The sequence below is a fragment of the Aeoliella sp. genome (genome assembly GCF_965227375.1).
Classification (GTDB): Bacteria; Planctomycetota; Planctomycetia; order Pirellulales; family Lacipirellulaceae; genus Aeoliella.
This window is the reverse complement of sequence record NZ_CBDDFX010000002.1, coordinates 1907667-1930475: the sequence shown is the minus strand read 5'-3', so window position 1 is coordinate 1930475 and position 22809 is coordinate 1907667. Positions and strand designations below refer to the sequence as shown.

General features: G+C 60.8%; 17 protein-coding genes. 5 read left to right on the top strand and 12 right to left on the bottom strand.

Annotated elements, in window-relative coordinates; all coding sequences use genetic code 11:
• Positions 1-7: 7 nt before the first annotated feature.
• The 8 genes from rbsK to ACQK2L_RS20630 form a co-directional block, all read right to left on the bottom strand.
• Positions 8-967 (bottom strand): ribokinase, encoded by a 960-nt coding sequence (gene rbsK / locus ACQK2L_RS20665; protein WP_425398943.1) that lies wholly within the window; start codon positions 965-967, stop codon positions 8-10.
• Between the two features lies 1 nt (position 968).
• Complete coding sequence (locus ACQK2L_RS20660) at positions 969-1979, bottom strand: GRP family sugar transporter (protein ID WP_425398942.1); 1011 nt, start codon at positions 1977-1979, stop codon at positions 969-971.
• Positions 1980-2292: 313 nt separating this feature from the next.
• A complete protein-coding gene (locus tag ACQK2L_RS20655; protein ID WP_425398941.1) occupies positions 2293-3870 on the bottom strand; it encodes a 2Fe-2S iron-sulfur cluster-binding protein in 1578 nt (525 codons plus the stop codon).
• Positions 3870-6356, bottom strand: coding sequence for an NAD(P)H-dependent oxidoreductase subunit E (locus ACQK2L_RS20650; RefSeq protein ID WP_425398940.1), 2487 nt, complete (start codon positions 6354-6356; stop codon positions 3870-3872). Before ACQK2L_RS20650 ends, ACQK2L_RS20655 begins: the two co-directional genes overlap by 1 nt.
• Positions 6353-7396: a 4Fe-4S binding protein gene (locus ACQK2L_RS20645; RefSeq protein ID WP_425398939.1), complete on the bottom strand. Its 1044-nt coding sequence runs from the start codon at positions 7394-7396 to the stop codon at positions 6353-6355. Before ACQK2L_RS20645 ends, ACQK2L_RS20650 begins: the two co-directional genes overlap by 4 nt.
• Positions 7393-8010: a 4Fe-4S binding protein gene (locus tag ACQK2L_RS20640; RefSeq protein ID WP_425398938.1), complete on the bottom strand. Its 618-nt coding sequence runs from the start codon at positions 8008-8010 to the stop codon at positions 7393-7395. The genes ACQK2L_RS20645 and ACQK2L_RS20640 overlap by 4 nt, the downstream gene beginning before the upstream one ends.
• Positions 8007-8858 (bottom strand): hypothetical protein, encoded by an 852-nt coding sequence (locus ACQK2L_RS20635; RefSeq protein ID WP_425398937.1) that lies wholly within the window; start codon positions 8856-8858, stop codon positions 8007-8009. The genes ACQK2L_RS20640 and ACQK2L_RS20635 overlap by 4 nt, the downstream gene beginning before the upstream one ends.
• A 1-nt stretch (position 8859) precedes the next feature.
• Positions 8860-10305, bottom strand: a complete 1446-nt coding sequence (locus ACQK2L_RS20630) for a PQQ-binding-like beta-propeller repeat protein (RefSeq protein ID WP_425398936.1) — start codon at positions 10303-10305, stop codon at positions 8860-8862.
• A 340-nt stretch (positions 10306-10645) separates the two neighbouring features.
• Here ACQK2L_RS20630 and aroH point away from each other — a divergent pair, with 340 nt between their 5' ends.
• Positions 10646-11071 (top strand): chorismate mutase, encoded by a 426-nt coding sequence (aroH, locus tag ACQK2L_RS20625; RefSeq protein WP_425398935.1) that lies wholly within the window; start codon positions 10646-10648, stop codon positions 11069-11071.
• A gap of 9 nt (positions 11072-11080) precedes the next feature.
• Here the strand turns inward: aroH and ACQK2L_RS20620 are convergent, their stop codons facing one another.
• Positions 11081-11812 (bottom strand): endonuclease/exonuclease/phosphatase family protein, encoded by a 732-nt coding sequence (locus ACQK2L_RS20620; protein ID WP_425398934.1) that lies wholly within the window; start codon positions 11810-11812, stop codon positions 11081-11083.
• 189 nt (positions 11813-12001) lie between these two features.
• On the opposite strand from ACQK2L_RS20620, the gene ACQK2L_RS20615 reads away from it, so the two are divergent.
• Genes ACQK2L_RS20615 through ACQK2L_RS20605 form a run of 3 tightly spaced genes read left to right on the top strand, consistent with a single transcriptional unit; the run spans position 12002 to position 16487 of the window.
• Positions 12002-13747 carry an Hsp70 family protein gene (locus tag ACQK2L_RS20615; protein WP_425398933.1) on the top strand — a complete coding sequence of 582 codons (1746 nt, stop codon included), beginning with the start codon at positions 12002-12004 and terminating at the stop codon, positions 13745-13747.
• Positions 13740-14804 carry a hypothetical protein gene (locus ACQK2L_RS20610; RefSeq protein ID WP_425398932.1) on the top strand — a complete coding sequence of 355 codons (1065 nt, stop codon included), beginning with the start codon at positions 13740-13742 and terminating at the stop codon, positions 14802-14804. Before ACQK2L_RS20615 ends, ACQK2L_RS20610 begins: the two co-directional genes overlap by 8 nt.
• A 27-nt stretch (positions 14805-14831) precedes the next feature.
• Positions 14832-16487 carry a J domain-containing protein gene (locus ACQK2L_RS20605; RefSeq protein ID WP_425398931.1) on the top strand — a complete coding sequence of 552 codons (1656 nt, stop codon included), beginning with the start codon at positions 14832-14834 and terminating at the stop codon, positions 16485-16487.
• Between the two features lie 12 nt (positions 16488-16499).
• Here ACQK2L_RS20605 and ACQK2L_RS20600 read toward each other — a convergent pair whose 3' ends face one another.
• Both ACQK2L_RS20600 and ACQK2L_RS20595 read right to left on the bottom strand, forming a co-directional pair.
• Positions 16500-17771, bottom strand: a complete 1272-nt coding sequence (locus ACQK2L_RS20600; protein ID WP_425398930.1) for a Gfo/Idh/MocA family protein — start codon at positions 17769-17771, stop codon at positions 16500-16502.
• Between the two features lie 170 nt (positions 17772-17941).
• Positions 17942-18151, bottom strand: a complete 210-nt coding sequence (locus ACQK2L_RS20595) for a hypothetical protein (RefSeq protein WP_425398929.1) — start codon at positions 18149-18151, stop codon at positions 17942-17944.
• Positions 18152-18593: 442 nt separating this feature from the next.
• Here ACQK2L_RS20595 and ACQK2L_RS20590 point away from each other — a divergent pair, with 442 nt between their 5' ends.
• Positions 18594-20072, top strand: coding sequence for a sulfatase family protein (locus ACQK2L_RS20590; RefSeq protein ID WP_425398928.1), 1479 nt, complete (start codon positions 18594-18596; stop codon positions 20070-20072).
• Positions 20073-20078: 6 nt separating this feature from the next.
• On the opposite strand, the gene ACQK2L_RS20585 is transcribed toward ACQK2L_RS20590, so the two are convergent.
• The gene (locus ACQK2L_RS20585; protein WP_425398927.1) at positions 20079-22796 is read right to left on the bottom strand and encodes a hypothetical protein; all 2718 of its coding nucleotides are present in this window, start codon (positions 22794-22796) and stop codon (positions 20079-20081) included.
• Positions 22797-22809: the final 13 nt, after the last annotated feature.

Genomic DNA, 22809 nt, shown 5'->3' with positions numbered 1-22809 from the left:
TAACCAGTCAGCCGCATTGAACTCGTGCGGCCGCCCGGAACTCCTCTATCTCTTCTCTGGTTGGCAACGAAGGCTGCGCGCCATGCTTTGTGGTCGACAGGGCCGCGGCCAAACTGGCGATCTGCGCAATCGCCTCGCAGAGTGGCAACCCACGCGCCAAGGCGGACGCCAGCGCACCGTTGAAGGCGTCGCCGGCTGCGGTCGTATCGACAGGCTGCACTTCGTACGCAGGCACAACGCTCATCCCATCATCCGTCGCCAAGCAGCACCCTTTGGAGCCCAGCGTCACGATAACATTGGCCACTCCCATCTCTTGCAGGCGATGGGAGGCCAGCTCGGCGAAGTTGTCTAGTTCTGGCTTGAGTCCCGTGAGGATGGCGGCCTCTGTTTCGTTGGGAGTAATGATGTCGACGTGCTGCAGAAGCTCCAGCGGGAGTGACGCTGCAGGAGCCGGATCGAGCACTACCGTGGCGCCGCGTCTTTTGGCGGCCTTGGCCGCCGCTTCCACGGTCTCCAGAGGAACTTCCAACTGCAAGAGCAACACGGAGAACTCATCCATCGCGGTGATGGCCTGCTCGACATCGTCAGGAGTGAGTCGTGCGTTCGCGCCGGCCGCCACGGAGATGATGTTCTCGCCCGCTTGGTCCACCAGGATGAGCGCAATACCGGTGGCAGCATCCGCAACGACGTTCAGATGTTCTGTTGAGATCGATTCATCGCGGTAGTTCCCGGCGAGCTGGTTTCCGAATAGATCGTCTCCCAGGCAGCCAACGAGCGACACTTCGGCCCCCATTCTGGCGGCGGCAATCGCCTGGTTGGCCCCTTTGCCGCCGCTGGCCATCGAGAACTCGCCACCGATGACCGTCTCGCCGGGCTTGGGCAACGATTGACCATGGATGATCAGGTCCATGTTGCAGCTTCCCACAACGACAACGCGTGAAGGACCTGTCGCTGGCGCACCATCCATATCAAGCTCCTTTTGCCATGACCAGTACCCAAATGCCGATGGCGAAGCAGGCGAACATGGCCGTTAGTAGTAGACCAGTCCCTTTGCTTGCCGTGCGGAACTCCCTCCAGATGAAAACGCCCCATATGGCTGCAATCATTGTGGCGCACTGTCCCAGGCCGTAGGAAATGGCGGGCCCCGCCTTGGTTGCAGCCAGAATGCTGAGCGTCATGCCGACGCACCAAATCATGCCGCCAATCACCCCCAGGGTGTGCTGCCAGGAGGTGCCGGCCAAGTACTCGCGCAGACCAACCGGCTCGCCGGCGAATGGCTTTGCCATGATGATCGGATTGAACACCAAATTGCTGAGCAAGACGCCCAAGCTGAAAAAGACCACGGCCGTGTAGGGACTGAGCTTGCCGGGATCGAGCACCATGGGATTATCCGATGTCGCGCTCATGGAGCGGGCCACGAGCGGATAGAACATCCCCATCAACAACCCGCACGCCAAGCAGAGTATGAGCCCCTTCGAAGAGACGCTGGCGCCCTGCCCTGGGATCCGTCGATAGGCAAGGGCGTCGAGGATGATGGCCCCGAGGATGAAGCCAACGCCCACGGCCAGCAATCCCGCGCTTCCCTGAGGATCCAAGTAGTAGCTCACCGCAACACCTACGATCAATGCGCAGCCAATCCCGATGGGAAACGCGACCGACATCCCGACGAGTTCAATGGCGGCCACGAGCAGAATGTTGGCCAGGTTGAACACCACCCCGCCGAGCATCGCTGACCCCATGTTGCCGGCCTCCGCCTGTTGGACATCGTCCATAAACGAGCGGCCCCCCTCTCCGATGCTGCCCAAGGTGAATGCGAACACGAGTGACATGAGAACCACGCCGAATACGTAGTCCCAGTAGAAGAGTTCAAAACGCCAGTTGTCACCGGTCGCCTTTTGGGTGTTGGCCCACGAACCCCAGCAGAACATCGTGACCACGCACAGTACAACGGCCAGCGGATAGCTATCGACGACGAACATTTGGCTGAAATTGGGGGGGTGACGAGGGGCAAGGGGCAGTCAGCCGCGGAGTCTTGTCGGCAAATTAGGCGCGAAGAGAGAATGGTCCAACAACGACGAAGGGCAACATCGCCGAGGATTGCGCGCCGCGAACCGTATATGGGACTACGCCGATACCTACTCCGACTAGCGATAAGAGATGAAATACAAGCTGGCGGCGATCGTAGCACAATCGATTGCGGATTGCAATAAAACTACTTTAACAAGACGTATTTTACCGTTTCTCAGCAGAGGGTGAGCGTCAGAAGGCCTGGTTTTCCAAACTCGACTCTCGTCAGCGCAAAGAAGACGCAGAGGTCGTCTCATGCAAAACGATGGCTCCGGTGGGACAGGCTTCGGCACAGCGCAAGGCGGCGCTGCCGAGGGCTTCGTCCAGCGAACTACCGGGCGGCGGCGACAAACGAGTGGCGGTCCCGCGGTGCATCACCGCGAGCCCCGCCGCGTCGGGCGTTTCGGCAGCGAGTTGCACACAGATGCCGCACAAGATGCACTTGCCCTGCTCGAGCGTCACTCGCTCGCCCACCAATCGGCCTTCGAATCGACGCCCTTCTCCTCGGTAGCGATGCGCGTCGCAATCGTACATGGCCGCATAGTGATGCAGCAGACAACTGGCCAATGCGCGGCAATCGCACTCCAGGCATCGCTCGGCCTCGCTACGGGCAGCCTCCTCGGAGGCTTCCTCGAGCAAGCGACTATCCACACGGGCCGTGGGGACCGCACCATCGCAGAAGTCACACAACTCCTGGTTGGTGAGCCGGGCCAGGCGCGTCTCGTAGGCGTGACGGCGATCCGGCGGAGGTGCGCCGCGTAGCCACCCATCGATGCACTCGGCGGCCAGCTTCCCTTCGGCAACCGACTGCACCACCAGCTTGTACGGCCGCACCGCGTTGCCTGCGGCAAACAGCCCTTCGTGCGACGTCATCCGACGGCTCGCTTCGATCTTCACACCGCTCTTCGTCATGGCGACGTCCGCCAGTGCACCGCACGACAGCGCCGCGCGTCCTATGGCCAGCAGCACCGCGTCGTACTCGCTCATCAGGTATCTAAGTGCATCCACCGAGTCGAGGCTCTCGTTCCATCGGCAGTCCACTCCTAGCGAAAGCACGGTATTGGCTTCGGCTTGCAGGGTGTCGTCGGATAGTTCGCTGGAAAACTCGTTGCGGAGCCGACCTCCGGGGTTGTCCGCGAGGTCGATCAGTGTGCATCGATGCCCCTGCAGACGCAAGTGATAGACGGCCGTGAGTCCTGTTGGGCCGGCGCCGACTACTGCAACGCGCTTGCCCGAGTCAGGGGCAAGTTCGGGCTCGTAGGGGTTGGGCGACTCGAGATCGCGATCGGCGACGAATCGTTTAAGCTTACAGATTGCTGCCGGGCTGTCGTGCTGCCCGCGCCGACACGCCTGTTCGCACACTTCCGGGCAGACGCGCCCGAGGATTGATGGCAGGGCAATGTCGCGTTTCACGGTGGCGAGCGCCGCGCGGTAGTCTCCCTCGGCCACTAGCCGAAGCATGTTGGGGATGTCCATCTTCGCGGGGCACGTGTTCTGGCAGGGCGCGTGGCAATCACCAGCGTGATCGGCGAGCAGCAATTCGATGCCAGTCTTGCGCAGGTCGTGCACTTCCCGTGTTTCCGACTCCACGCGCATTCCATCGCGTACCTTGGTGGCGCAAGATGGCACGAAGTCCTGCCGACCATCGACCCGCACCAGGCAGCACATGCACGAGGTGTTGGGCTCGTGATCGGCTAGCGCGCACATGGCCGGCACATCAACTCCCAACTTGCGCGCCGCTTGCAGCACCGTGGACTCCGGCGGCACATCGATGCTCACGTTGTCTATCCAAACTTGGACCATCACACCAACTGTGGTTGCTTTCGCAGGTTAGGGGTGACTGTATTCGAAGGCGGTTTGGCCGTGCTGAAGGTATCGATGGCATTTTCCGGACACGTGGTGCGACAAGCATCGCAGCACGTGCACATCTCGGTATCGATCCAGTGCTGCCGATAGGGCGTGGGCTCGATCGCGGCAACTGGGCAGTGTTGAGCGCACAATGTGCACCCTACACAGTCCTGCGTCACTCGGTACTCAATCAGCGCTTTGCATCGTCCGGCTGGACAACGTCCTTCGAGGTGTGCTTCGTATTCATCCCTGAAGTACCGAAGCGTCGTGAGCACCGGATTGGGCGCCGTCTTGCCAAGGCCACACAAGCTTCCCTGCGCCACGCTGTGGGCGAGCGTTTCGATCTCCTCCAGGTCCCGCCTCTTGGCCTTGCCAGCACACAGCTTCTCCAGCAGGTCGAGCAGCTTTCGCGTGCCAATCCGGCAGAACGTGCAATGCCCACAGGACTCGTGCTGCGTGAACTCGAGGAAGTAGCGCGCCACGTCCACCATGCAATCGGTGTCGTCCAGCACCACCAGCCCACCCGACCCCATGATGGCATTCAGTTCGCGAAGTGACTCGTAGTCGACGGGCGTATCGGCCAACTCGGCTGGCAGACAGCCGCCCGAAGGGCCGCCAATCTGCACGGCTTTGAATCGCCGGCCAGGGGCAACTCCACCTCCATACTGCTCGACCAACTCGCGAATCGTCGTTCCCATGGGGGCTTCGACCAGTCCGCCCCGCTGAACCTTACCGGCGAGCGAGAAGACCTTGGTGCCGGGGCTGCCTGCGGTGCCGAATGTAGCAAACGCCTCACTGCCATGGCAGACGATCCATGGCACGCACGCTAAGGTCTCGACGTTGTTGACCAGTGTCGGACGTTCCCACAAACCCGACTCAGCAGGGAAGGGGGGACGTCGGCGCGGCGTCCCGCGATGGCCCATCACCGACTGCAGCAGCGCCGTCTCCTCGCCACAGATGAAAGCCCCGGCGCCTTCCACCACATCGATGGCGAACGCGAAACGGCTCCCCAGGATGCCGTCGCCCAGGTAGCCCTTCTCGCGCATGCGATCTACCGTCTCGCGCATCCGCCGCACCGCCAAAGGATACTCATTCCGCACGTACACCACGCCCCGCGAAGCACCCACTGCGTACGCGGCGACGAGCATTCCCTCCAGAACGCTTGCGGGCGCGGTCTCCATGATCGAACGGTCCATGAACGCGCCAGGATCGCCTTCGTCGCCATTAGCGACGACGAACTTCTCGCCGCTCTGCAGGCTCACCAGACGCCACTTTTGTGCCGCTGGAAATCCCCCGCCGCCGCGGCCACGCAATCCGCTGTGATCAATCTCGTCGAGGATCTCCTCCGGCGTGTGCTGCAAGCACTTGGCCAACGCAGCGAAGCCGCCTTGGCGCTCGTACTCTTCGAGTGTTTCCGCTTTGGTAGTCTCCCACGCGCCGGTTACAATACGAGCGACCGACTGCTCTGAATCCAGTAGCATCTCTGCCGAAGTTGCCTCCAACGAATGGCTCTCCGTCGGCTTGCGGAACGGCAGATAGCCGCTGCGTTTTTTGGGTTTGTCGTGACAATAATCGACAATCTCCGGCAAGTCTTCCACTTTCACGTTGGCGAGAATCTTGTCGTCCACCTGCACAGCCGGCGCCAGGCTGCAGCAGCCCAAGCAGCCAACGGAATTAACGGTGGCCTGCCCGGTAGGATCCGTGTCACGCCCTGGAGCGATTCCGAAGGCACGCCGCATTTCCTCCAACACGCGATCCGCGCCCGCGACATGACACGCCGTTCCGCGACACATTTGCACGAGATGCTTGCCGCACGGCTTGGTGCGGAATTTCGTGTAGAACGAAGCCACGCCGGCCAGCTGCGCGGGAGTGATCTCCGTCAGTCGGCAAAGTTCGTCCAGTGCCGCTTGCGGCAGGTAGCGGTATTCGGCTTGGATGGCTAGCAGCAGCGGAATGAGCCGGTGCGACTCTCGACCTTCACGTGCAACGATCTCGCGCAGTGGCTGCAAATCAATAGACGGTTGTGTGGAAGGTTCGCCCGCGGAGTCGGGAATCTCAGCGGGTGTGGTTTCGCCGCTGCGCTGGGGCATGCACTCCGCCAACGTGCGGGGCAGGGGAGGCTTCGCCGGCGCGGGACGACGCACGAGAAGCAAAAACGCACCGGCTGCAACCAGAGCAGCGATACCAAGCACTCGCTCGCGACGCTTCAGTCTCAGCGAATCCGCGGTTTGCGTTTCGACCAGTTGCTCGAACCGGTCGTTGGCGGCTGAATCGAGTTGTGCGGCGGCTTCTGCTTCCTGCAGGGCATTCTCGGCGGCCGAGTAGTTCGAGAGCCACTGCACGTGATCGACCAGCAACAACACTAAGCTGCCCACCAGTAGAAGGCATGATGCAATCGTGGCGATCTGCATGAACCGGGATTTTAAGTCGAGGGCCATCATGCGTCTCCCTCGTGTACCTGGCGGCTCGCCTTCGCCTCGGCAACCATTTCTTCGAGCTGCACTAGCTCGATCTCGCCCCAAGCAAGCTGTTGTCGCGGGCAATGGGCGAAGCACCGCGCGCACGCCAGGCACTTGCTGGGCTCGGCCCTGAGGTCCTTGATCGCACCATACGGGCAGCTGTCGACGCAGAGGCCGCAGTCGAGTTCCTCGTCGGGCGTGATCTTCACGGGCCAGAAGGCAAACCGCGATACGATCGCCAGTAGGCCGCCATACGGGCAGAGATAACGGCAGTACGGGCGCCCGACAACAGTACCGATCGCCAGCAGTGCCACACCAAAACCAAGCATCCACGCGGTACCGTTGAGCCGGAAGAAGCCCACGAATGGATCGAAACGACAGATGATGAAGTCGCGCTGGGCGGCCACTTTCACGGCAAACCAGATCGCTGCACCTAAGTAGAGATACTTGATGGCCCCAGCCCAGCGATCAAACGTACGGGGCGTTTGTATCGGGCGCAGCAGCACCACGTCTTGAATTGCACCCAACGGGCAGACACCACCACAAAAAACTCGCCCCACCAGCAGCGCTGCGATTAGCGGCAGCAGAAAGAACGCCAGCACCACCAGTGGCACGGCCGACGTCGGATCGGCCAACGACGCAGCCACGTTCTGGGTAGCTCCGATCGGACAGACACATCCCTGGCGGTAAAATCCAAAGTACGCCAGCGACAGTAGCGTCACCAACGTGATCACCCAGCGGCGGCGTCCGCGGCGAACGACCCACGCGATAACCGCCATCCCCGCCACGAGCAGCACGATGTCGAGTACATGCATCGCCAACGAGCGCGGTGGCGTCCGCTGCACGGCAGGGACTTCGTAACCACCGCCGATATCTTCCGCCTGCGGCGCGTTGGCCACAGGGCGTTCGTATTCCTGTGCGAGCCCCGACTGCGGCGAACTGGTGCCAAGCACCACAACCAGCACCACCGCCACGAGACGGCTCGCGATGTGCACTCCAGAGGCACAGCGCGGCACAATCATCCGTGGCCCCCCTCCAACTGCTGCGACGGGCGAGGTTCGGGGCCGGCGCGTAGATACGCATCTTCGGGACAGACTTCCGCGATGCTGCAGCGGTTGCAGCGCAGGCACAGATCGTTGCGCACCTCCAAGCGGATCGAGCCCAGACCCGCGGGGTCCTTGCACTCCATCACGCACTGACCGCAACCATTGCACTTCTCTTCATCGATCGTGTATTCGTAGAAGTTATTCAGTGGATCATAAGGATCGACCTCGCCGATCGGCGTCCGCGTAATCGCATCACGTGGGCAGAGCTTTTTGGTCGGCAGTCCGTCCGAGCCGGTGGGACTCAGCACGTCGTAGTAAGCCGGGCAGATACAGCACCGTCCGCAAGCCGAGTGATCGTTCACCGCACGCACAGCCGACAGTGGCAGCACACAGCTAGTCGCGCATGCGTCGCACACGTTCACCGCGCCGGTGACTCCCAGGCGAATGTTGATGCACTGATTGGGCGCAATCACCCATGCGTCTTCGGCGCAGGCTCTCCGGCCTAGTTCGAAGCCCACCCTGCCGATCGCAATAGCGCAAGCCGCCCGACCGGAGTGCCGAAGAAAGTCTCGTCGATTCTGCTCGTTCATGGCTCCGACTCCTCGGACTCTTGGAGTTCGAACACTTCGACCACCTTGCGAAGCGGATCGGTAGCATACAACCGATTCTTCGAGTCGAACGCCAGATCGATGTTCTTCGTGTTCGGATCGAAGACCTCCTCGTCGACAACTAGTTCTAAGTTCCCGTCGCCGTCGTACAGCTTGATGCGCGGTGGGGCTTTCTCGCTCACCGCAATCATCCCCTCCTGGGCCACGGCAATGTTCGTCGGGTTGCAGCACCCACCAAAGTCGCCCGGTTCATGCATGCCAAAACGTCCCCACTTGGAGAGCAACGGACCCGCGGCGTCGTATCGCTCGACTCGATGCTTCTGCGGATGGGCAACGACGACCGAACCGGTGCTGGGATCGCGGGCCAGGTCGAGAATGCCGTTGGGGATCATGAATCCTCGCGTGTTGGCCTCCGCCCCCATGTCGCCAAGGTACTTGCCGTCGCGCGAGTAGCGATGGACTGCCCGGTTAGTTGAGTCGGCAAGCACCAAGCTTTCGCCTGCCGAGGCGATCGATGTGATACGCCCCAATCGGGCGTCTGCGATGATCGTCAACGGCTTTCCATCGGGCGAGTACGATCGGACCTTCCCATCGAAACCGATCCACAGCTTGTCTTCTTCGGCCAAGAGCGACCATCCCAACGCGTCGAGTTGGAAATTCCGCACCGGCTCACCTTCGGAAGTGAAGCATCGGACTCGATCGTCGCCGAGCATGTAGACCAGATCATTCGGGTCAACGGCCACCGCAACCAGCCGCAGATCGAACAACGGCTCAGCGGATGGGCCAGTGAGCGTCTTCACGTGAGCGACATTCATCGTTTTGGTTGTCATTTTATTGGCCGCTGGAGTTGGAAGATGCGGCCAGCGGAGCGTTGGGATCCGCAACATCAAGGCACAGCAGTTTGCCCAAGTCGCGCACCAACAGCTTTCCGCCTGAAATAACAGGTGGGGTCCATACGTCCGGACCAGACAGCAGCTTTGCTTCGGCCAACTGACGATACTCGTCGGCCTCAGCGTCTATGAGTCGCAGTGTGCCGCTTTTCCCGTCGAGCGCGAAGAACATCCCATCGGCCAGAACGTAACCGCCCATGCCGAACGTCGCGGCACGACCGCTAGTCCACAGTTCGTTGCCATCCAAGTCCAGGCAGGTCCACATCCCCCGCTTGGTCTTGCCAACTCCGTAGATATGTCCGCCATGAACAATCGGAGTGTGAACCTCCGAGTTCCAACCTCGTGGGGGAGATTGGAATGCAACACTCTCCGACGCAGTCCATTTGCCGTCTTCCAGTTTCACCTGGCAAATTACCGTCTGTGCATTGTATCCACTAGTCAAAAGCAGGCGTCCTTCGCCCAACGGCAGCGGTGCAGGAGCTACAGCCGTGTTGAACTTCCAGGGAAACGACCACAACAATTCGCCCGACTCGGCATCCACGCCCAAAGCTCCCTTGAGCGTGAGGTAGGCGTACTGGCGATGCCCGTCGACTTCGAGCGGCATCACCGATGAGTGTGAAAGTAGATACTCATCGGAGTTAGGCGTTTCCCAAATGGGCTCACCGGTTGCCTTGTCGAGCGCCACGAGCACCGCTTTACCGCCGGTTGCCAGAACGAGCTTGTCGTCGTCGATCAGCGGACACTGACCGTTGTACCAGGGTGGAATCGGACTGTCGTACAATTGCGGCAGGTTCTTTTTCCAGATGAGATTGCCATTTCTCGCATCAAGGCAGTGCAGTTCGCACTTGGGGTCGATCGAGAAGACGAAACCACCGTCGGTCGCCGGAGCGGAACGCGTGATGGAGTGGTTGGGGCGGATTCGCTTGGCGACCTTGTAGGTCCAAAGCTCGTCGCCACTCTCCAGTGACAAGCAACGAACCAGCCATTCTTTGGCGTCTTCGTCGTAGTCGTTCAAAAACACGCGGTCGCCGACAATCGAGGGCGCTGAGTATCCTTGCCCCACCGTGGCTTCCCACAGCACGGGAGGTCCTTCGGCCGGCCACGTGCGTGCTAGTCGCGTGCTCCCCTGGACGACTGCATCCCGATTCGCGCCCCGAAACTGGGGCCAGTCGTCGGCCGTCAACTCTGCCGGCTTCGGCAGGTCGGCGGAATCGATAACTGCTCGATATTCCGCGTCGGTCTGTGAAGCAGGCTGCTCGACTTTCGGGGCCGCAGTGTTCGACTGGTCGGCATCCGAAGAACTTGCCAGCTCTTGGAGTTCGGAACTGCAGCCAATCAGCAAACTGCAGGCGACGAGGAATGTGAAACTAGAGGATCTAACAAACATTTCGAGGCACCGATAAGGTTGGTAGAGAGTGTGCGGAGAGTAACTAATGGATGGGCTGGAAGCTCTCTAAGCACCATCCGTGCCAAACTGCACCCTCAGCGGAACAATCCACGAACCGGTAGGGAACCTTCTGATTTTTGCGAAGACACTCTGTGTTGAACCCCGCAACGGACGAAACAAACACCCTGGCACGGTCGCACATGTGCGGTTACGCACAAGCAACAGTTACAGCGTTCCACGGCTCCCCGCCGGCGAGGTGCTATCAAGACGGGGCGAATTGGGGTAACATGACCACCTTGTCTTTTGGCCCCAAGATCCCACTATTCAATCCAGGTTTTGTATGCAGTGCCGCGGCGTACGAGGCGCTACTACCGTCGAAAACAATGATCGCGAGGAAATCCTCCGCGCGACTCGCGAGTTGCTTGCGCTGATCATTCGGCACAACGAAATCGACAAGCAGGACGTGGCTAGCGCCTTCTTCACGACCACGGTCGACCTGGATGCGGAGTTTCCGGCGCTAGCGGCGCGGCAACTTGGTTGGTGCGATGTCCCACTGCTGTGCGGCCACGAGATCTACGTGCCCGGATCGCTCGAGAAGTGCATTCGGGTGCTCATTCACTGGAACACCGACAAGGCTCAGTCGGATGTGCACCACGTGTATCATCGCAAGGCGGAGCGATTGCGTCCCGATCTGTGCGACGTGCCGCCGGTCGACCTGGCGGAACTGGAAGGCTGGATCGACCAGCAGATGCAAGAGAACGCCTGAGCTATCTTCTCAACTCACCTGCACGTGCAGGTGAGCGACAAGCGGGCGGTGATCGGACGCCTCGCGGCACAGCTGCGTATGCCCCGCGAACGCATGGTCGAGTTCCACGTCGCCGCGGTAGTAAATGGCGTCGAGCGCGCGGAGCGGCAGTCGGGCGGGGAACGTGCGAACCTTGCCAGTCGCCGAATGGAATCCGCCTGGGTGCATGATCCGCTTGCCCATCCTGCCCCACACGTCGTTGAAGTCGCCACCCACCAGCATGGGCGTCGTGGAGTGGTGATGCGCGATAGCATCGTGCTTTAGCAGCCTCCGGAGTTGCATGCGCCGCTCGAAGTCGGCAAGTCCCAAATGCAAGTTCGCAACAACCAGCGTGCGCGTATGGTTCTGGTCCGCGAGTCGCGCGTGAGCCACCAACGCACGTCTTCGCTTCTTGGGCCCAATGGTCAAGTCGATATCGGTCTGATGGCTGAGCGGGAACCGACTGAGAATTGCGTTTCCGTAGTGCCCTCTGCGCAGGCGAACATTGGCTTGAAACGCACTGTCGGCGTAGCCCAATTCCTCTCGAAGCAAGTCGATCTGACAATCGCCCCGCGAACGCGGCACCCCGTCGTCCACCTCCTGCAACAAGGCGATATCGGGATCGTGATGCCGAAGCACGTCCATAATCCGCTCGAGCCGATACTTGCGGTCCACGCCGCCAATGCCCTTGTGGATGTTATAGGTGAGAAACTTGAGCAACATGGGCGGTCGGACCTTGATTCACGGATACGCAACTCCCCCAAAATAGCAGAACCATACGGGCGTTGAGTACTGGGCGAACTTCGCGCACCATTCGGCGGTCGATTCAGTGGTACGCCCCGCCCTCAACGTTTACAATGGGCCTGCCGGAACGGCTTCGATGCCGGCCAACAGGAAATCAACGGGAATTTCATGTCTCATATTATCGGTATCGACCTGGGAACAACCAACTCGCTTTGCGGCGTGTTCCTGGGCGACAAACCGCGATTAATACCCAACGCACTGGGGCGAATGCTCACGCCGTCGGTCGTTGGCATACTGGAAGATGGCCAGGTCCTCGTAGGCGAGGCAGCCCGCGAACTGCGCGTCACACAACCCGAGCGGTGCGCGTCGACCTTCAAGCGTCTGATGGGCAGCGACTCGCGTGTGGAACTCGCCGGGCAAGCATTCTCGGCCCCAGAACTCTCGAGCCTGGTGCTCAAGGCCCTGAAGAGCGACGCGGAGAAGTTCCTTGCCGAGGAAGTCACCGATGCGGTGATCACTGTGCCGGCGTACTTCAACGACAACCAACGCAAGGCGACCAAGGTGGCGGGGGAACTGGCAGGACTGAAGGTCCGCCGCATCATCAACGAACCAACGGCCGCCGCGCTGACCTACGGCTTCCACGACCGCCAAGCGGAGAAGAAGCTGATCGTTGTCGACCTCGGCGGAGGCACCTTCGACGTGACGCTGATGGAAGTGTTCGAAGGCACGCTCGAGATCATCTCCACTTCTGGCGAGAGCTTCCTGGGCGGCGAGGACTTCACCAATCGATTGGTCTCGGTGATCTTAAAACAGCAGGGCATCAACTTCGAGCTGGCAGAGTTGCAACAGCCGCTCCGCGTGGCCAGGCTCCGTCAGCAATGCGAGGACGCCAAACGGCAACTAAGCAACGAGGCGGAAGTCGCTGTGACCCTGCCGGAAGACGATGGGACGTTGCCCGAGAAGGCCAAGATGGTGAAGATCAATCGCGAGACCTTCTCCAAGGCGGTCAAGCCGCTGCTCGATCGCATCGCGGGACCGATCGGAAAAGCACTTCGCGATGGGCGCACCGATTCGTCCGAGGTCGACGATGTGATTCTGGTGGGCGGGGCAACGCGAATGCTGCCGCTGGTCGATTTCGTCCGCGACTACTTCGGCACTGAGCCCGAGGCAACCTACAACCCCGACGAAGTGGTCTGCATGGGTGCGGCCGTGCAGGCGGCGCTCATTGCCGACAATCGCGCCGTGGACGACATGGTGATGACCGATGTCTGCCCGTTCACGTTGGGCATCGACACCGCCAAGGACATGGGCGGACAGGTCCGCTCCGGTTACTTCGTGCCGATCATCCATCGCAACACCACGATTCCCGTCTCGAAGGAGCACGTCTTCAGCACCATGGTGCCGAACCAGCAAGAGGTGCAGGTCGACGTGTATCAAGGCGAGAATCGCAAGGTCGAAAACAACCTGAAGATCGGCGAACTCCGCGTCACAGGCGTACCACGTGGGCCGGCGGGGCAGGATGTGTTCATCCGCTTCACCTACGACCTGAACGGCATCCTCGAGGTGGAAGCCTACGTGGGCAGCACCGAGAACAAGTTCCGCACTGTCGTTACGCAGCACGCCGCGGATCTGACCGACACGGAGTTGGAAGAGGCGGTCGCCAAGATGCAGGGCCTGAAGTACTACCCGCGCGAAGACATGGCCAACCAGCGACTGCTCCGCTTTGCCGAGCGGATGGTGGGCGAAGTGAGCCCCTACCAGCGTGAGCAATTCGAGGTGGCGATCGACATGTTCGAGCAAGCCATGAGCACCGGCGACCGTGAAACCGTGGAAGCGGCGCGCAGCACTTTGGAGGAAGTGTTGTCGATGCTTGGCATCGATCCCGACACCGCCCAGGAGCCGAGCGATGAGTAGCGCCTCGCCGCAAGTGGTCGACTATTTGACCAAGCAACTTGCTCGCAATCCAATTAACGAGAGCGGCGATATTGTTCGCTCGCGAGCGAAAGCGTTTCGCCTCGAAGCCAAACAGAAGACCAAGTCGGCCAACGCTCCCTCGGCTGGAGAACGGCAGAAGGTACGCGATCAGTTGGAGCAGATCCGGCAAGCTTGCTTCACTGGCCCGGTGGATCAACTGCTGGGCCGTATCCGGCAGCTTCCTGTCCAAGAGTTCCCCGAGTTGGCTGCACTCGCAAGACGACTGACAGTCGTATTGCAGAGTCGCGGAAAGTTGCCAGCTTTGGCAAGCGATCGCCGGTTTGATGGCGACTTCTTCAGCGTGCTCAAGAAGATTCTGGTTTCACCGTCGCGCGACGTGGCTGTGCTTCGAGAGCAAGTGCTCGCCAGTTTTCGCCATCGACACAACCGTCGCCACGGCCAGGCGATGATTCGTCTGCTCAAGACGGAGCTACCTGAGCTATACGCGCTGGAGTCCGACTGGCTCGACTCCCTGCTTCGCTACTCCGCCCGCAAACACGCGGTGGCCGCTGCACCGGGCCAAGCGGCTACGACCGAACGCTCGAGCAACGGTTGGCCTTGGTGGCTGTTCCTGCTTGTTCTCCCGGTCATTCGTGGCTGCGCCCACATCGCCAACGAGAGCAGTTCGTCGTCCAAATCGCGTTCGTCGTACACGGAGCCTGTTTACACGCCTCCTCGTGTCGAGATTCCGGACACGTTCGAGGACACTTATCGGCCAGGCCGCCAAACTCAGCCGGAACAGTTTCGAACTGGCCCACCCGACCGCGAGGTTTGGGAGGTGGAAGACCCCTTCAAAGAACACCGCAAGTCGATAGAGGACGCCCGCGCGAGGATGGACAAGATCCTCGAAGAACACAGGAGCAATCGGCAGCGTTACACGCCGCCCGAGTATCCTCGGCCACCGAACGTGCCGACTCCCAGCCCGCCTGGTTCCAACCGTTCGCGTCCGAACTTTCCCCGCCCCTACTCGACCAGCCCCGGCCTGCCAGGTCCCTGAACGTCTCTATCTGCATCGCACGAAGCCATGGCCGACACGGCTGACAATCCCAACTGGGACCTTTTGCCTCAAGATCCGATCCGGTTCTTTGCGCTGGCGGATGGATTTGATCGCAAGGACCTGAAGCGTGCTTACAATCGGCTGCTGCGCGTCTACAAACCAGAGAAGTTCCCCGCCGAGTTTCAGAAGATCCGCGCGGCGTACGAACAACTGGACGAGCAGCTTCGCTACCACGGCGGCGCAGCGCCGCAGCGAGTGCCGACACCGCAGGATTGGAAGACCGACGAGAGCGGGCCTGCGGATGCGGCCACGCCACAGAAATTGGAACCCACGCTAGCCGAGCGGCTCAAGACCGAGTCGCCCGCCGCGCTGTTTCAAGAACTCAAGCAGCGGGAAAACAAGTCGCCCTACGACTTTTACGCCCTGGCGTTGCTATCGGATGTGGTCGAGAAGTCGCCAACAGGATTCGTCAAGTGGCTCATCGAGGGCATCGCAACCCACCGACGCGACGGGGCGCTCAAGCAGTTGCTGCACGATTACTTCCGCGGTCCGCAGCAGGCCAAGTTGCTGCTGAAGATACTACCGGCGGTGGCCAAGGCGGTTCGGACCGACGAGTTCTATCCACTCACCGAGCCCGCCTGGCAAACGGTGATGCGCGAGTGCAACTTCAACCAGTTCACCGCAACCTACGATCGCTGCGAAAGAGAACTGCGCGACTCGCATATCGTGGGGAGGATGGCCTTCCTGATTCACACGCTGAAGAGCGCCTTGTGGCGCGACGAACAGCTCAATGGCTGGTCGGCCGCGCAGCTTCGCTTTATCGAGGAGAACTTCAGCAACATTCCACCCTGGTTGGAGTGGGACGTCGAACTGCTTGGCCTCGCCCGCGAGTACCTGCTGGTACGTCGGCAGTTCGCCGCCGGCTCACCGCTGCGTAGCCGCATGGACGCGGCCCTCAAGGACTACTTCAGCGAGTCGCAGGAGGTCGGCGATCACTCAATGGTCGCCGCGCAGATGGAACTACTCTCGGCTGGCGATGCGTTGATGGATGAGTTTCCGGTGGAACAAAGCGAGCTACTGCACAAGTTCTACCCCATCTGGGCGTGGGCTTCGCATGACGTGGCGGAACGACAGTCGTTCAAGCAGGAGACCGAGGTCAACCAGGAAGTCTGGGTGAGCCGCGGCGCCGCACTGCTCGCCCGACTGGAAAAGGAGTGCAACAACTCGTTGACCGGCGTGACGTGGTCCCTGGCTTTGTTTGCCCGATGGGTCGCCCTGGCAGTGGGGGTACTAATTGGCTCCCTGATCGTCATTTCAATCTACGCTGGCGTCTCCACCTCGATGGAGCAGGCGAACCAAGACACACTAGCGTTCGTTGCGGTGCTGGTGATGATTCTGGGTATTGTTGGTGTGGCAGTACTTGTGCTGTATTACCTTCGTCCTGTGGTCGATCAGAAACTTTGGTTTCCGTTGAACGCCAAGTTCGCTCAGAAGTGCTACAACCAAATGTGGCGGCGAGAGGTGCTCGACTTCCAGCGGCGATCGCACGTACCCGACCAGTTCTTCTGTGCGCTATTCCAGCACTTTGCCGATAGATCGGCCACTTCCACCTGGGTGAACGAATTCGTCCAGCAAGACATCGCCCCTGCACTGCTGGCCGGCGCTCAGCGGTACGAGGCGTGAGTCGCAAGCCGCTTACAACTTCGGCATCCATTTGTCGCGATACTCGCACTGCCACAGGTCTTTGCCCGTGGCGCCGACGAGATGGCCCGTCTTGGGGTCGACGTCGAGCGACTGCCCGGTGCGGTAGGCGATGTTTGCCAGGTGGCACAACATCACGCTGCGGTGTCCTTCGTCAAGATTGGCATTCGTCGTGCCGCCATCCCGAATGCAAGAAAGAAAGTCTTTGATGTGCTCGTAGTCGCCACGACTGCCTTCGAGCTTATCGACCGGCTTGCGATCAAGATCGTAGACCGTCATGCCGGCGTCGTTGACGAACAAGGTGCCGTCGGTTCCGCGTAGCTCGATGCCGATCTGATTGCCGGTCTGGTAAGGATCGGACCAACTGACGCCCTCCCAAGTGATCAGCTTGTCGCCGCACTCGAAACTCGCGTTCATCGTGTCGGGAGTTTCTTGATCGTCGTCGTAGCGCAGCTTGCTGCCGTGGACGCTCACCTTCGTGGGGAAGTCGACGCCCATCGCCCAGCGACAGATGTCGATGGTGTGGACCCCGTTGTTGCCGATCTCGCCGTTGCCCCACTGCCAAAAATTGTGCCAGGTGTAGTGCAAAATGTTGGAGCGGAACGGCTGCGTAGTCACCGGGCCTTGCCACAGGTCGAAGTCGAGCCAACTAGGCGGGGTTTCCGGCTCGGCGTGACCGACCGTGGGCCGATTGTTGTAGTAGTAGGACTTGCCCATCAGCACTTCGCCAATCGCTCCGCCGCGCACCTTTTCCACCATCTGCTGGTAGAGCGGGCCACTACGGCGTTGCATGCCCACCTGCACCACTTTGCCGGTCTTCTGGGCCGCTGCGATCATCAACTCGCCTTCCTCGGCCGTGTGGCTGCAAGGCTTCTCCACATAAACATGCTTGCCCGCGTCGCAGGCGGTAATCGTGGCCGCTGCGTGCCAGTGGTTGGGCGCGGCGCAAATCAGCCCATCGACGTTCGCATCGTCCAAAGCCTCGCGAAAATCGCGCACCCCTTTGGCCGCCGTCTTCTGTCCACCCGATTTGACCGCAGCGATGCCCTTGTCGAGTTGCCGCTCGTCGGGATCGCACACGTAAGCGATCTCGAAGCCTTTCACCTTGCCAAATCGCTTCGCCAACTGCGAACCACGATTGTGAGCTCCCATAAGAGCCAGTACGACTTTGTTGTTGGCCTCGTTGGCGGCAGCTCGCGCGGTTGCAGAGACCGCGAGGGTTGCGGCAGTACCAGCAATGAAGTCACGGCGATGGATACCTGGCATAGCGTTTCCCGAAATGAATCGTGGTTCGAAAGTTAAGCGTCACGCACACAAGCACGGCTTATCACAAGGCTAACCACGGGACCTACTGGCTGCCACCCCACTTTAGCGCCAGATAAGCCCCTTTGATTACACCAGTGCGGATAAGTGCCCGAAAATTCCGAGTCTCTACACTAGACACTCAGCAAAACCGGAATCGGAATGCAGCAACCACCGCCATCGTGGCAAGTAGCCAAGTGGCACGTTCTGGCACGGCGGTGCGTGGTGTCGTACAACTCGACGAACATCTGGAAGTCGAAGATGTCGTTGTCGCCATCGTCGTTGCCGCGCAGGCAGTGGTGTTGTGTCCCGTTTTGTTCGTTGTTCCCCAGTTCACGATCCATGGGCCCAAAACCCCAACCGTTTTGCCCACGTCCAAATTGCAAACTCCCTTGTTTTCTCGACTAAACCAATCGGGGGGTGCGACAAAACTTGCCACGTTGTTCCCCGCATGTTTTAAAGGGGACAAAACCCCCGATCGCAGCCCACGCTATATTTGGGAATCGGAATCCAACTTGGGAGATTTTTGTCTGATTTCCGACAACACACAGGTTGCCGGCTAGGGGGCACTCTTGGGGCAAGTCTGCGAAGGGCAAACTGGAAAACCTACTCGCCTACTCATCGGGGCCACCCATACATAACGCCACACTCATTGGATCAGAGTTTTGTCAAGTTTCAACCGCGATTTGCTGACAACGCCAATGGTACAATACTCGGCCGAATGGCGTCTTAGTTGGTACACTGGACACCTGAATCCACTTTGCTTGGCCACACGACGAGAGCTCCATGCGACTTCCTTTCGAATTGCTGTGCATATGGACGCTGCTGATAGGCGTCTTCGTTGCACCAAGTACCGCGGCGCCCAATATCGTGCTCATCTATGGTGACGATGTTGGATACGGAGACATTGGTTGCTACGGCGCGGAATCGATTCCCACGCCGAACATCGATCAACTCGCCGAGCACGGCCTGCGATTCACCTCGGGCTACTGCACTTCGGCCACCTGCACGCCCAGCCGCTACAGCTTGCTAACCGGCAAGTACGCCTGGCGCGTGCCCGGCACGGGGATCGCACCGCCGAACGCTTCTTCGCTCATCAAGCCTGGCACGCCGACGCTGGCCTCGGTCTTGCACGACGCTGGCTATCGAACCGGCATTGTCGGCAAGTGGCACCTGGGACTCGGCTCGCCACCCAAGCCCGATTGGTCGGGAGACATCAAGCCCGGGCCGTTGGAACTCGGCTTCGATAGTTCGTTCATCCTGCCCACCACCAACGACCGCGTGCCGTGCGTGTACGTCGACGGGCATCGCATCGTGGGACTCGACCCCGATGACCCGGTGGACGTCTTTCGGAATAACCCTGACGGACAGCCCACCGGCGTGACGCACCGCGACAGTCTGAAAATGGATTGGTCACGCGGGCACAATAATTCGATCGTCAACGGTATCGGCCGCATCGGGTTCATGGTTGGCGGCGAAGAGGCGCGCTGGACCGACGAAACGATGGCCGAGGTGCTGACCGAGCGGGCGCGGAAGTTCATCGCCGAAGGGGGTGACGAGCCGTTCTTCTTGTTCTATTCGGCCCACCAGATTCATGTACCGCGTGCACCCAATCCGCAGTTCGTCGGCAAAACACCACACGGCCCGCGGGGCGATGTAATGGTGGAGTTCGACTGGTGCGTGGGGCAACTCGTGGAGCAGCTCGAATTTGCCGGAAAGCTCGACGACACACTGATCCTCGTCACCAGCGATAACGGCCCGGTGCTGGACGACGGCTACAAAGACGATGCGGTAGAAAAGTTGGGCGACCACCAGCCTGCTGGTCCCTACCGCGGCGGCAAGTACAGCCGGTTCGAAGGCGGAACCCGCGTACCGTGGATCGTCCACTGGCCCGCCCGCGTGCAGCCCGGCGTCAGCCAGGCGATGATCAGCCAGGTCGACCTCATCGCCTCCCTCGCGCCGCTGGCGGAGGTGTACGAACTTCCCGAAGGCGCAGCGCCCGATAGCACCGACCTCTCGGAAGTGCTGATAGGCGAAAGCCAGGCCGGCCGCGACTACATCGTCGAACACTCCGGCAGCCGCAATCAACTGGCCATCCTGCGCGGCAACTGGAAGTACATCGCCCCGGCCGGCAAACAGCCCGCGCAGCTTTACAATTTGGAAAGCGACATCGGAGAGACCAAGAATGTGGCGGGTGCGCATCCGGAAGTCGCTGAAGAACTGGCGGCGCTTCTCGAGTCGGTTCGAGATGGCGACGCGCATTAACGGGCACTAACGCACGACTTCGTAGTAGTACGTCCGATGCGTCCCATCAATCTGGAAGGTGCCGTTTTCTCCGACGGTGAGCGACTCCTCTTTAGGCACGCCGTATAGGTCGAGCGGAGTGACGCTCCTGGGCGCCTCGCCCGCCAGGCGGATCATCGCTTGCACCGGTTCCATCAACAGCGGTGGGCGGCCTTCGGTCAGCAGTTGCGACCAGTCTTCGTTGAACTCGCTGCCGGTTTGCTTGTCGCGGGCCATGGCGGTTACCAGGATGTGTTTTGACTGCCGCAGCGGCTGGTCGTCGAGCGGGGTGAACAGTAGCGAGACGAACGGAGTGGTCGTCCGCACCGCCACGTCTGGCAGGCGGATGACTTCGTCTTTGGCGAAACCGATCACGCCCTGCGTTTTCGGCGAACGAACTTCGACGACGCGGTCGCCGTACCGCCACGACAATTGCCCGGTGGACGAGCGAATGGTCTTGCTCTCCTCATCGTGCAGCATCTTCCATTCGCCTGAATGGGAGATGCGGTTGGGGAGGTTGAGCGGTCCCACTCCAATCGACTTGTCGTAGAAGGCGATCGTCACTCGTCCGGCTGCCAGCGTTTCAGGCGGCGTGTTTCCACGTCCAACCAGCTGCTTGTTATCGTGCCCGCCGCCGGAGAGCGATTGCCCAAGCAGGTCGCGCCCCGTGTAGAGATCCTCCAGGTCGACACTTCGGTGTGCGATGCTCACGCTCTCTTCGACATGGCCGTTGTGCACTGCGAACGCCAATGCGGGAAACTGGGCCATGTAGTGCGGCGTGTTCGACATGTACTTGCTCTGCGCAGGCCAGCCATCGCCAATGCGGCGATCGCCCATATTGAAGTGGTAACTCGCGTCCCAACCTTGCAGTCCCATGCCGTAGAACGCAACGAGCGGCGCGGCTTCGGCCTTCCAGGGGTTGGGCGGCATGTGCGACCACTCGCTGTAGGAGAACGGGCGGTCTTCGACCTGGAACATGCCGACCGCCAACAAGCCGCGGCCCGGTTGGTCGAGGTGCGTGTCGGTGTTCACTTTGCCTACGGTGATGCGGTGGCCACCGTCGCCGCCGCCAAAGTAGTTGTGGCGGTCGATGCTATCGCCCGCAGTGTCGCAATACAGGTTGGCCAGGCTGGCCGCCGGCCCGCCCGACTTCCAGGCGGTGGTTACGGTCACGCCTTGGAAGCCTGCGTCGCGCATCTGCTGAATGCGGCGCTGGAAGTACTCACGCTGCACCGAAGTGAGGAACTCGATGTAGTCGCTGCAGCGGCGTTCTTGCCCGGCGTACTCGTACTGCGGTCCATCGCTCCCCCAGTGATGCGCGCCCATCAGGGCCAACTCGCCCCGACGCCAGTCGTCGCCCGGCATCGCGCGTCCCCACGCTTTCTCGGCCTTCCGCTGGCTGCCGTACTTCTGCTTGGCGAACTCGTAGAATCGCTTCCGCATCTCCTGAGACAGCCGCGGCGCGCGCTGCGGGTCGAGCAAGCTGTTGAGCGTGAAGAAAAACACGTTGCTTTCGTTCTGCACCTCGAGCACCGCCAACGCCGGATCGTCCTTGTACGCCAAACCGGTGTAGGGGTTTACGTGATTCAGCAGCTTGTCGAAGTATTTCCACGCGGCGTCCTGAATGCGGCGGTCGAGGTTGATGTAGTCGTTGGAGACAATCGGTTGCCGGCGGCCATCGCGGGAGTTGTCCTCCGCGTCGAGTTCGGCAAACAGGTCCGCGTCGAGATCCTGCGGGCGCAGGAACGCACCGTGATGGGGATAGACGACCGACCAGGTGGAGTAGATTCCTTGTTCCTTCAGCGCAGCGAACCAGCGGTCGTAGCGATCGAGCCGCGCGCGGTCAAACTCGCCGCGCTCGTTCAGCAAGCCTACCGCGCCGATCATCGTGTGCTGGCGGACCATGTTGATGCCGTGCTTGCGAAACCAACGCGCGGCCTGCTGCATCTCCTCCGGCGTGTTGCCGTGCGGTGGCGAGCCAACGCCCCAGAACTTGGTGGGCTCGCTGGCTCTTTCGAATCGCAGTGTGTCATGGCTACGCTTCAGGAAGCCGTGCTTGCCGGCGGGGGTGTCAATCAGGTGGCTGACGTCGATTACCGACTTCGGCGACAGCGGGTCGATGTCCATGATCACCGGAAACCACTCGTCGGGCTTCGCCGGGCCGCTATCTTCGAGTGGTTTGGTCGTGCCGCTTGGCACAAACGTGCCGCGGGCGAGCACCAAACAGTCGATGCCACCATGGTGCTGCGGCCCGCTGTGCATTCGGAAGGTAAGTGTGTGCGCGCCCTGCGAGAGATCGAGCTTGCCGACCTTCACCCACCCGATGAACCGCAGATCGGGCTTGTCGTCCGTGGCGATGTTGATCTGCCCTCGCAAGTCGCCACGGAAATCGACCTCCTGCTGCGGCTGGTCATTCAGCCGAAAGGAGAGCTTGGCCTTCACGGGATTGGCGCGCAACCAGAACGTGTACTCGCCGGCTTGCTCGACTTGGAAGTCGAACTCGGCGGTTCCCTCACGGCCCTCGTCGAAGTGCGACAGCCACTCACCGCCCGACAGCGCGTCCTTCTTGACGCTGTTGTACCAACCATGCGGGCTGACTTGCTGCCGAGTGGCGTCCTCGCCTTCGATCCAAACGTAGTCGGCGGCAGAAACGTTGGCTTGTGGAAAGATAACGACGAACGCGACAAGCAGCAACTTGCGGAGCATTGGATAGTTCACT

Bases quoted from the DNA above. Each gene is read 5' to 3' on its own strand.
- rbsK (WP_425398943.1), bottom strand. From the start codon at position 967: ATGGATGGTGCGCCAGCGACAGGTCCTTCACGCGTTGTCGTTGTGGGA.
- ACQK2L_RS20660 (WP_425398942.1), bottom strand. From the start codon at position 1,979: ATGTTCGTCGTCGATAGCTATCCGCTGGCCGTTGTACTGTGCGTGGTC.
- ACQK2L_RS20655 (WP_425398941.1), bottom strand. From the start codon at position 3,870: ATGGTCCAAGTTTGGATAGACAACGTGAGCATCGATGTGCCGCCGGAG.
- ACQK2L_RS20650 (WP_425398940.1), bottom strand. From the start codon at position 6,356: ATGATGGCCCTCGACTTAAAATCCCGGTTCATGCAGATCGCCACGATT.
- ACQK2L_RS20645 (WP_425398939.1), bottom strand. From the start codon at position 7,396: ATGATTGTGCCGCGCTGTGCCTCTGGAGTGCACATCGCGAGCCGTCTC.
- ACQK2L_RS20640 (WP_425398938.1), bottom strand. From the start codon at position 8,010: ATGAACGAGCAGAATCGACGAGACTTTCTTCGGCACTCCGGTCGGGCG.
- ACQK2L_RS20635 (WP_425398937.1), bottom strand. From the start codon at position 8,858: ATGACAACCAAAACGATGAATGTCGCTCACGTGAAGACGCTCACTGGC.
- ACQK2L_RS20630 (WP_425398936.1), bottom strand. From the start codon at position 10,305: ATGTTTGTTAGATCCTCTAGTTTCACATTCCTCGTCGCCTGCAGTTTG.
- aroH (WP_425398935.1), top strand. From the start codon at position 10,646: ATGCAGTGCCGCGGCGTACGAGGCGCTACTACCGTCGAAAACAATGAT.
- ACQK2L_RS20620 (WP_425398934.1), bottom strand. From the start codon at position 11,812: ATGTTGCTCAAGTTTCTCACCTATAACATCCACAAGGGCATTGGCGGC.
- ACQK2L_RS20615 (WP_425398933.1), top strand. From the start codon at position 12,002: ATGTCTCATATTATCGGTATCGACCTGGGAACAACCAACTCGCTTTGC.
- ACQK2L_RS20610 (WP_425398932.1), top strand. From the start codon at position 13,740: ATGAGTAGCGCCTCGCCGCAAGTGGTCGACTATTTGACCAAGCAACTT.
- ACQK2L_RS20605 (WP_425398931.1), top strand. From the start codon at position 14,832: ATGGCCGACACGGCTGACAATCCCAACTGGGACCTTTTGCCTCAAGAT.
- ACQK2L_RS20600 (WP_425398930.1), bottom strand. From the start codon at position 17,771: ATGCCAGGTATCCATCGCCGTGACTTCATTGCTGGTACTGCCGCAACC.
- ACQK2L_RS20595 (WP_425398929.1), bottom strand. From the start codon at position 18,151: ATGGATCGTGAACTGGGGAACAACGAACAAAACGGGACACAACACCAC.
- ACQK2L_RS20590 (WP_425398928.1), top strand. From the start codon at position 18,594: ATGCGACTTCCTTTCGAATTGCTGTGCATATGGACGCTGCTGATAGGC.
- ACQK2L_RS20585 (WP_425398927.1), bottom strand. From the start codon at position 22,796: ATGCTCCGCAAGTTGCTGCTTGTCGCGTTCGTCGTTATCTTTCCACAA.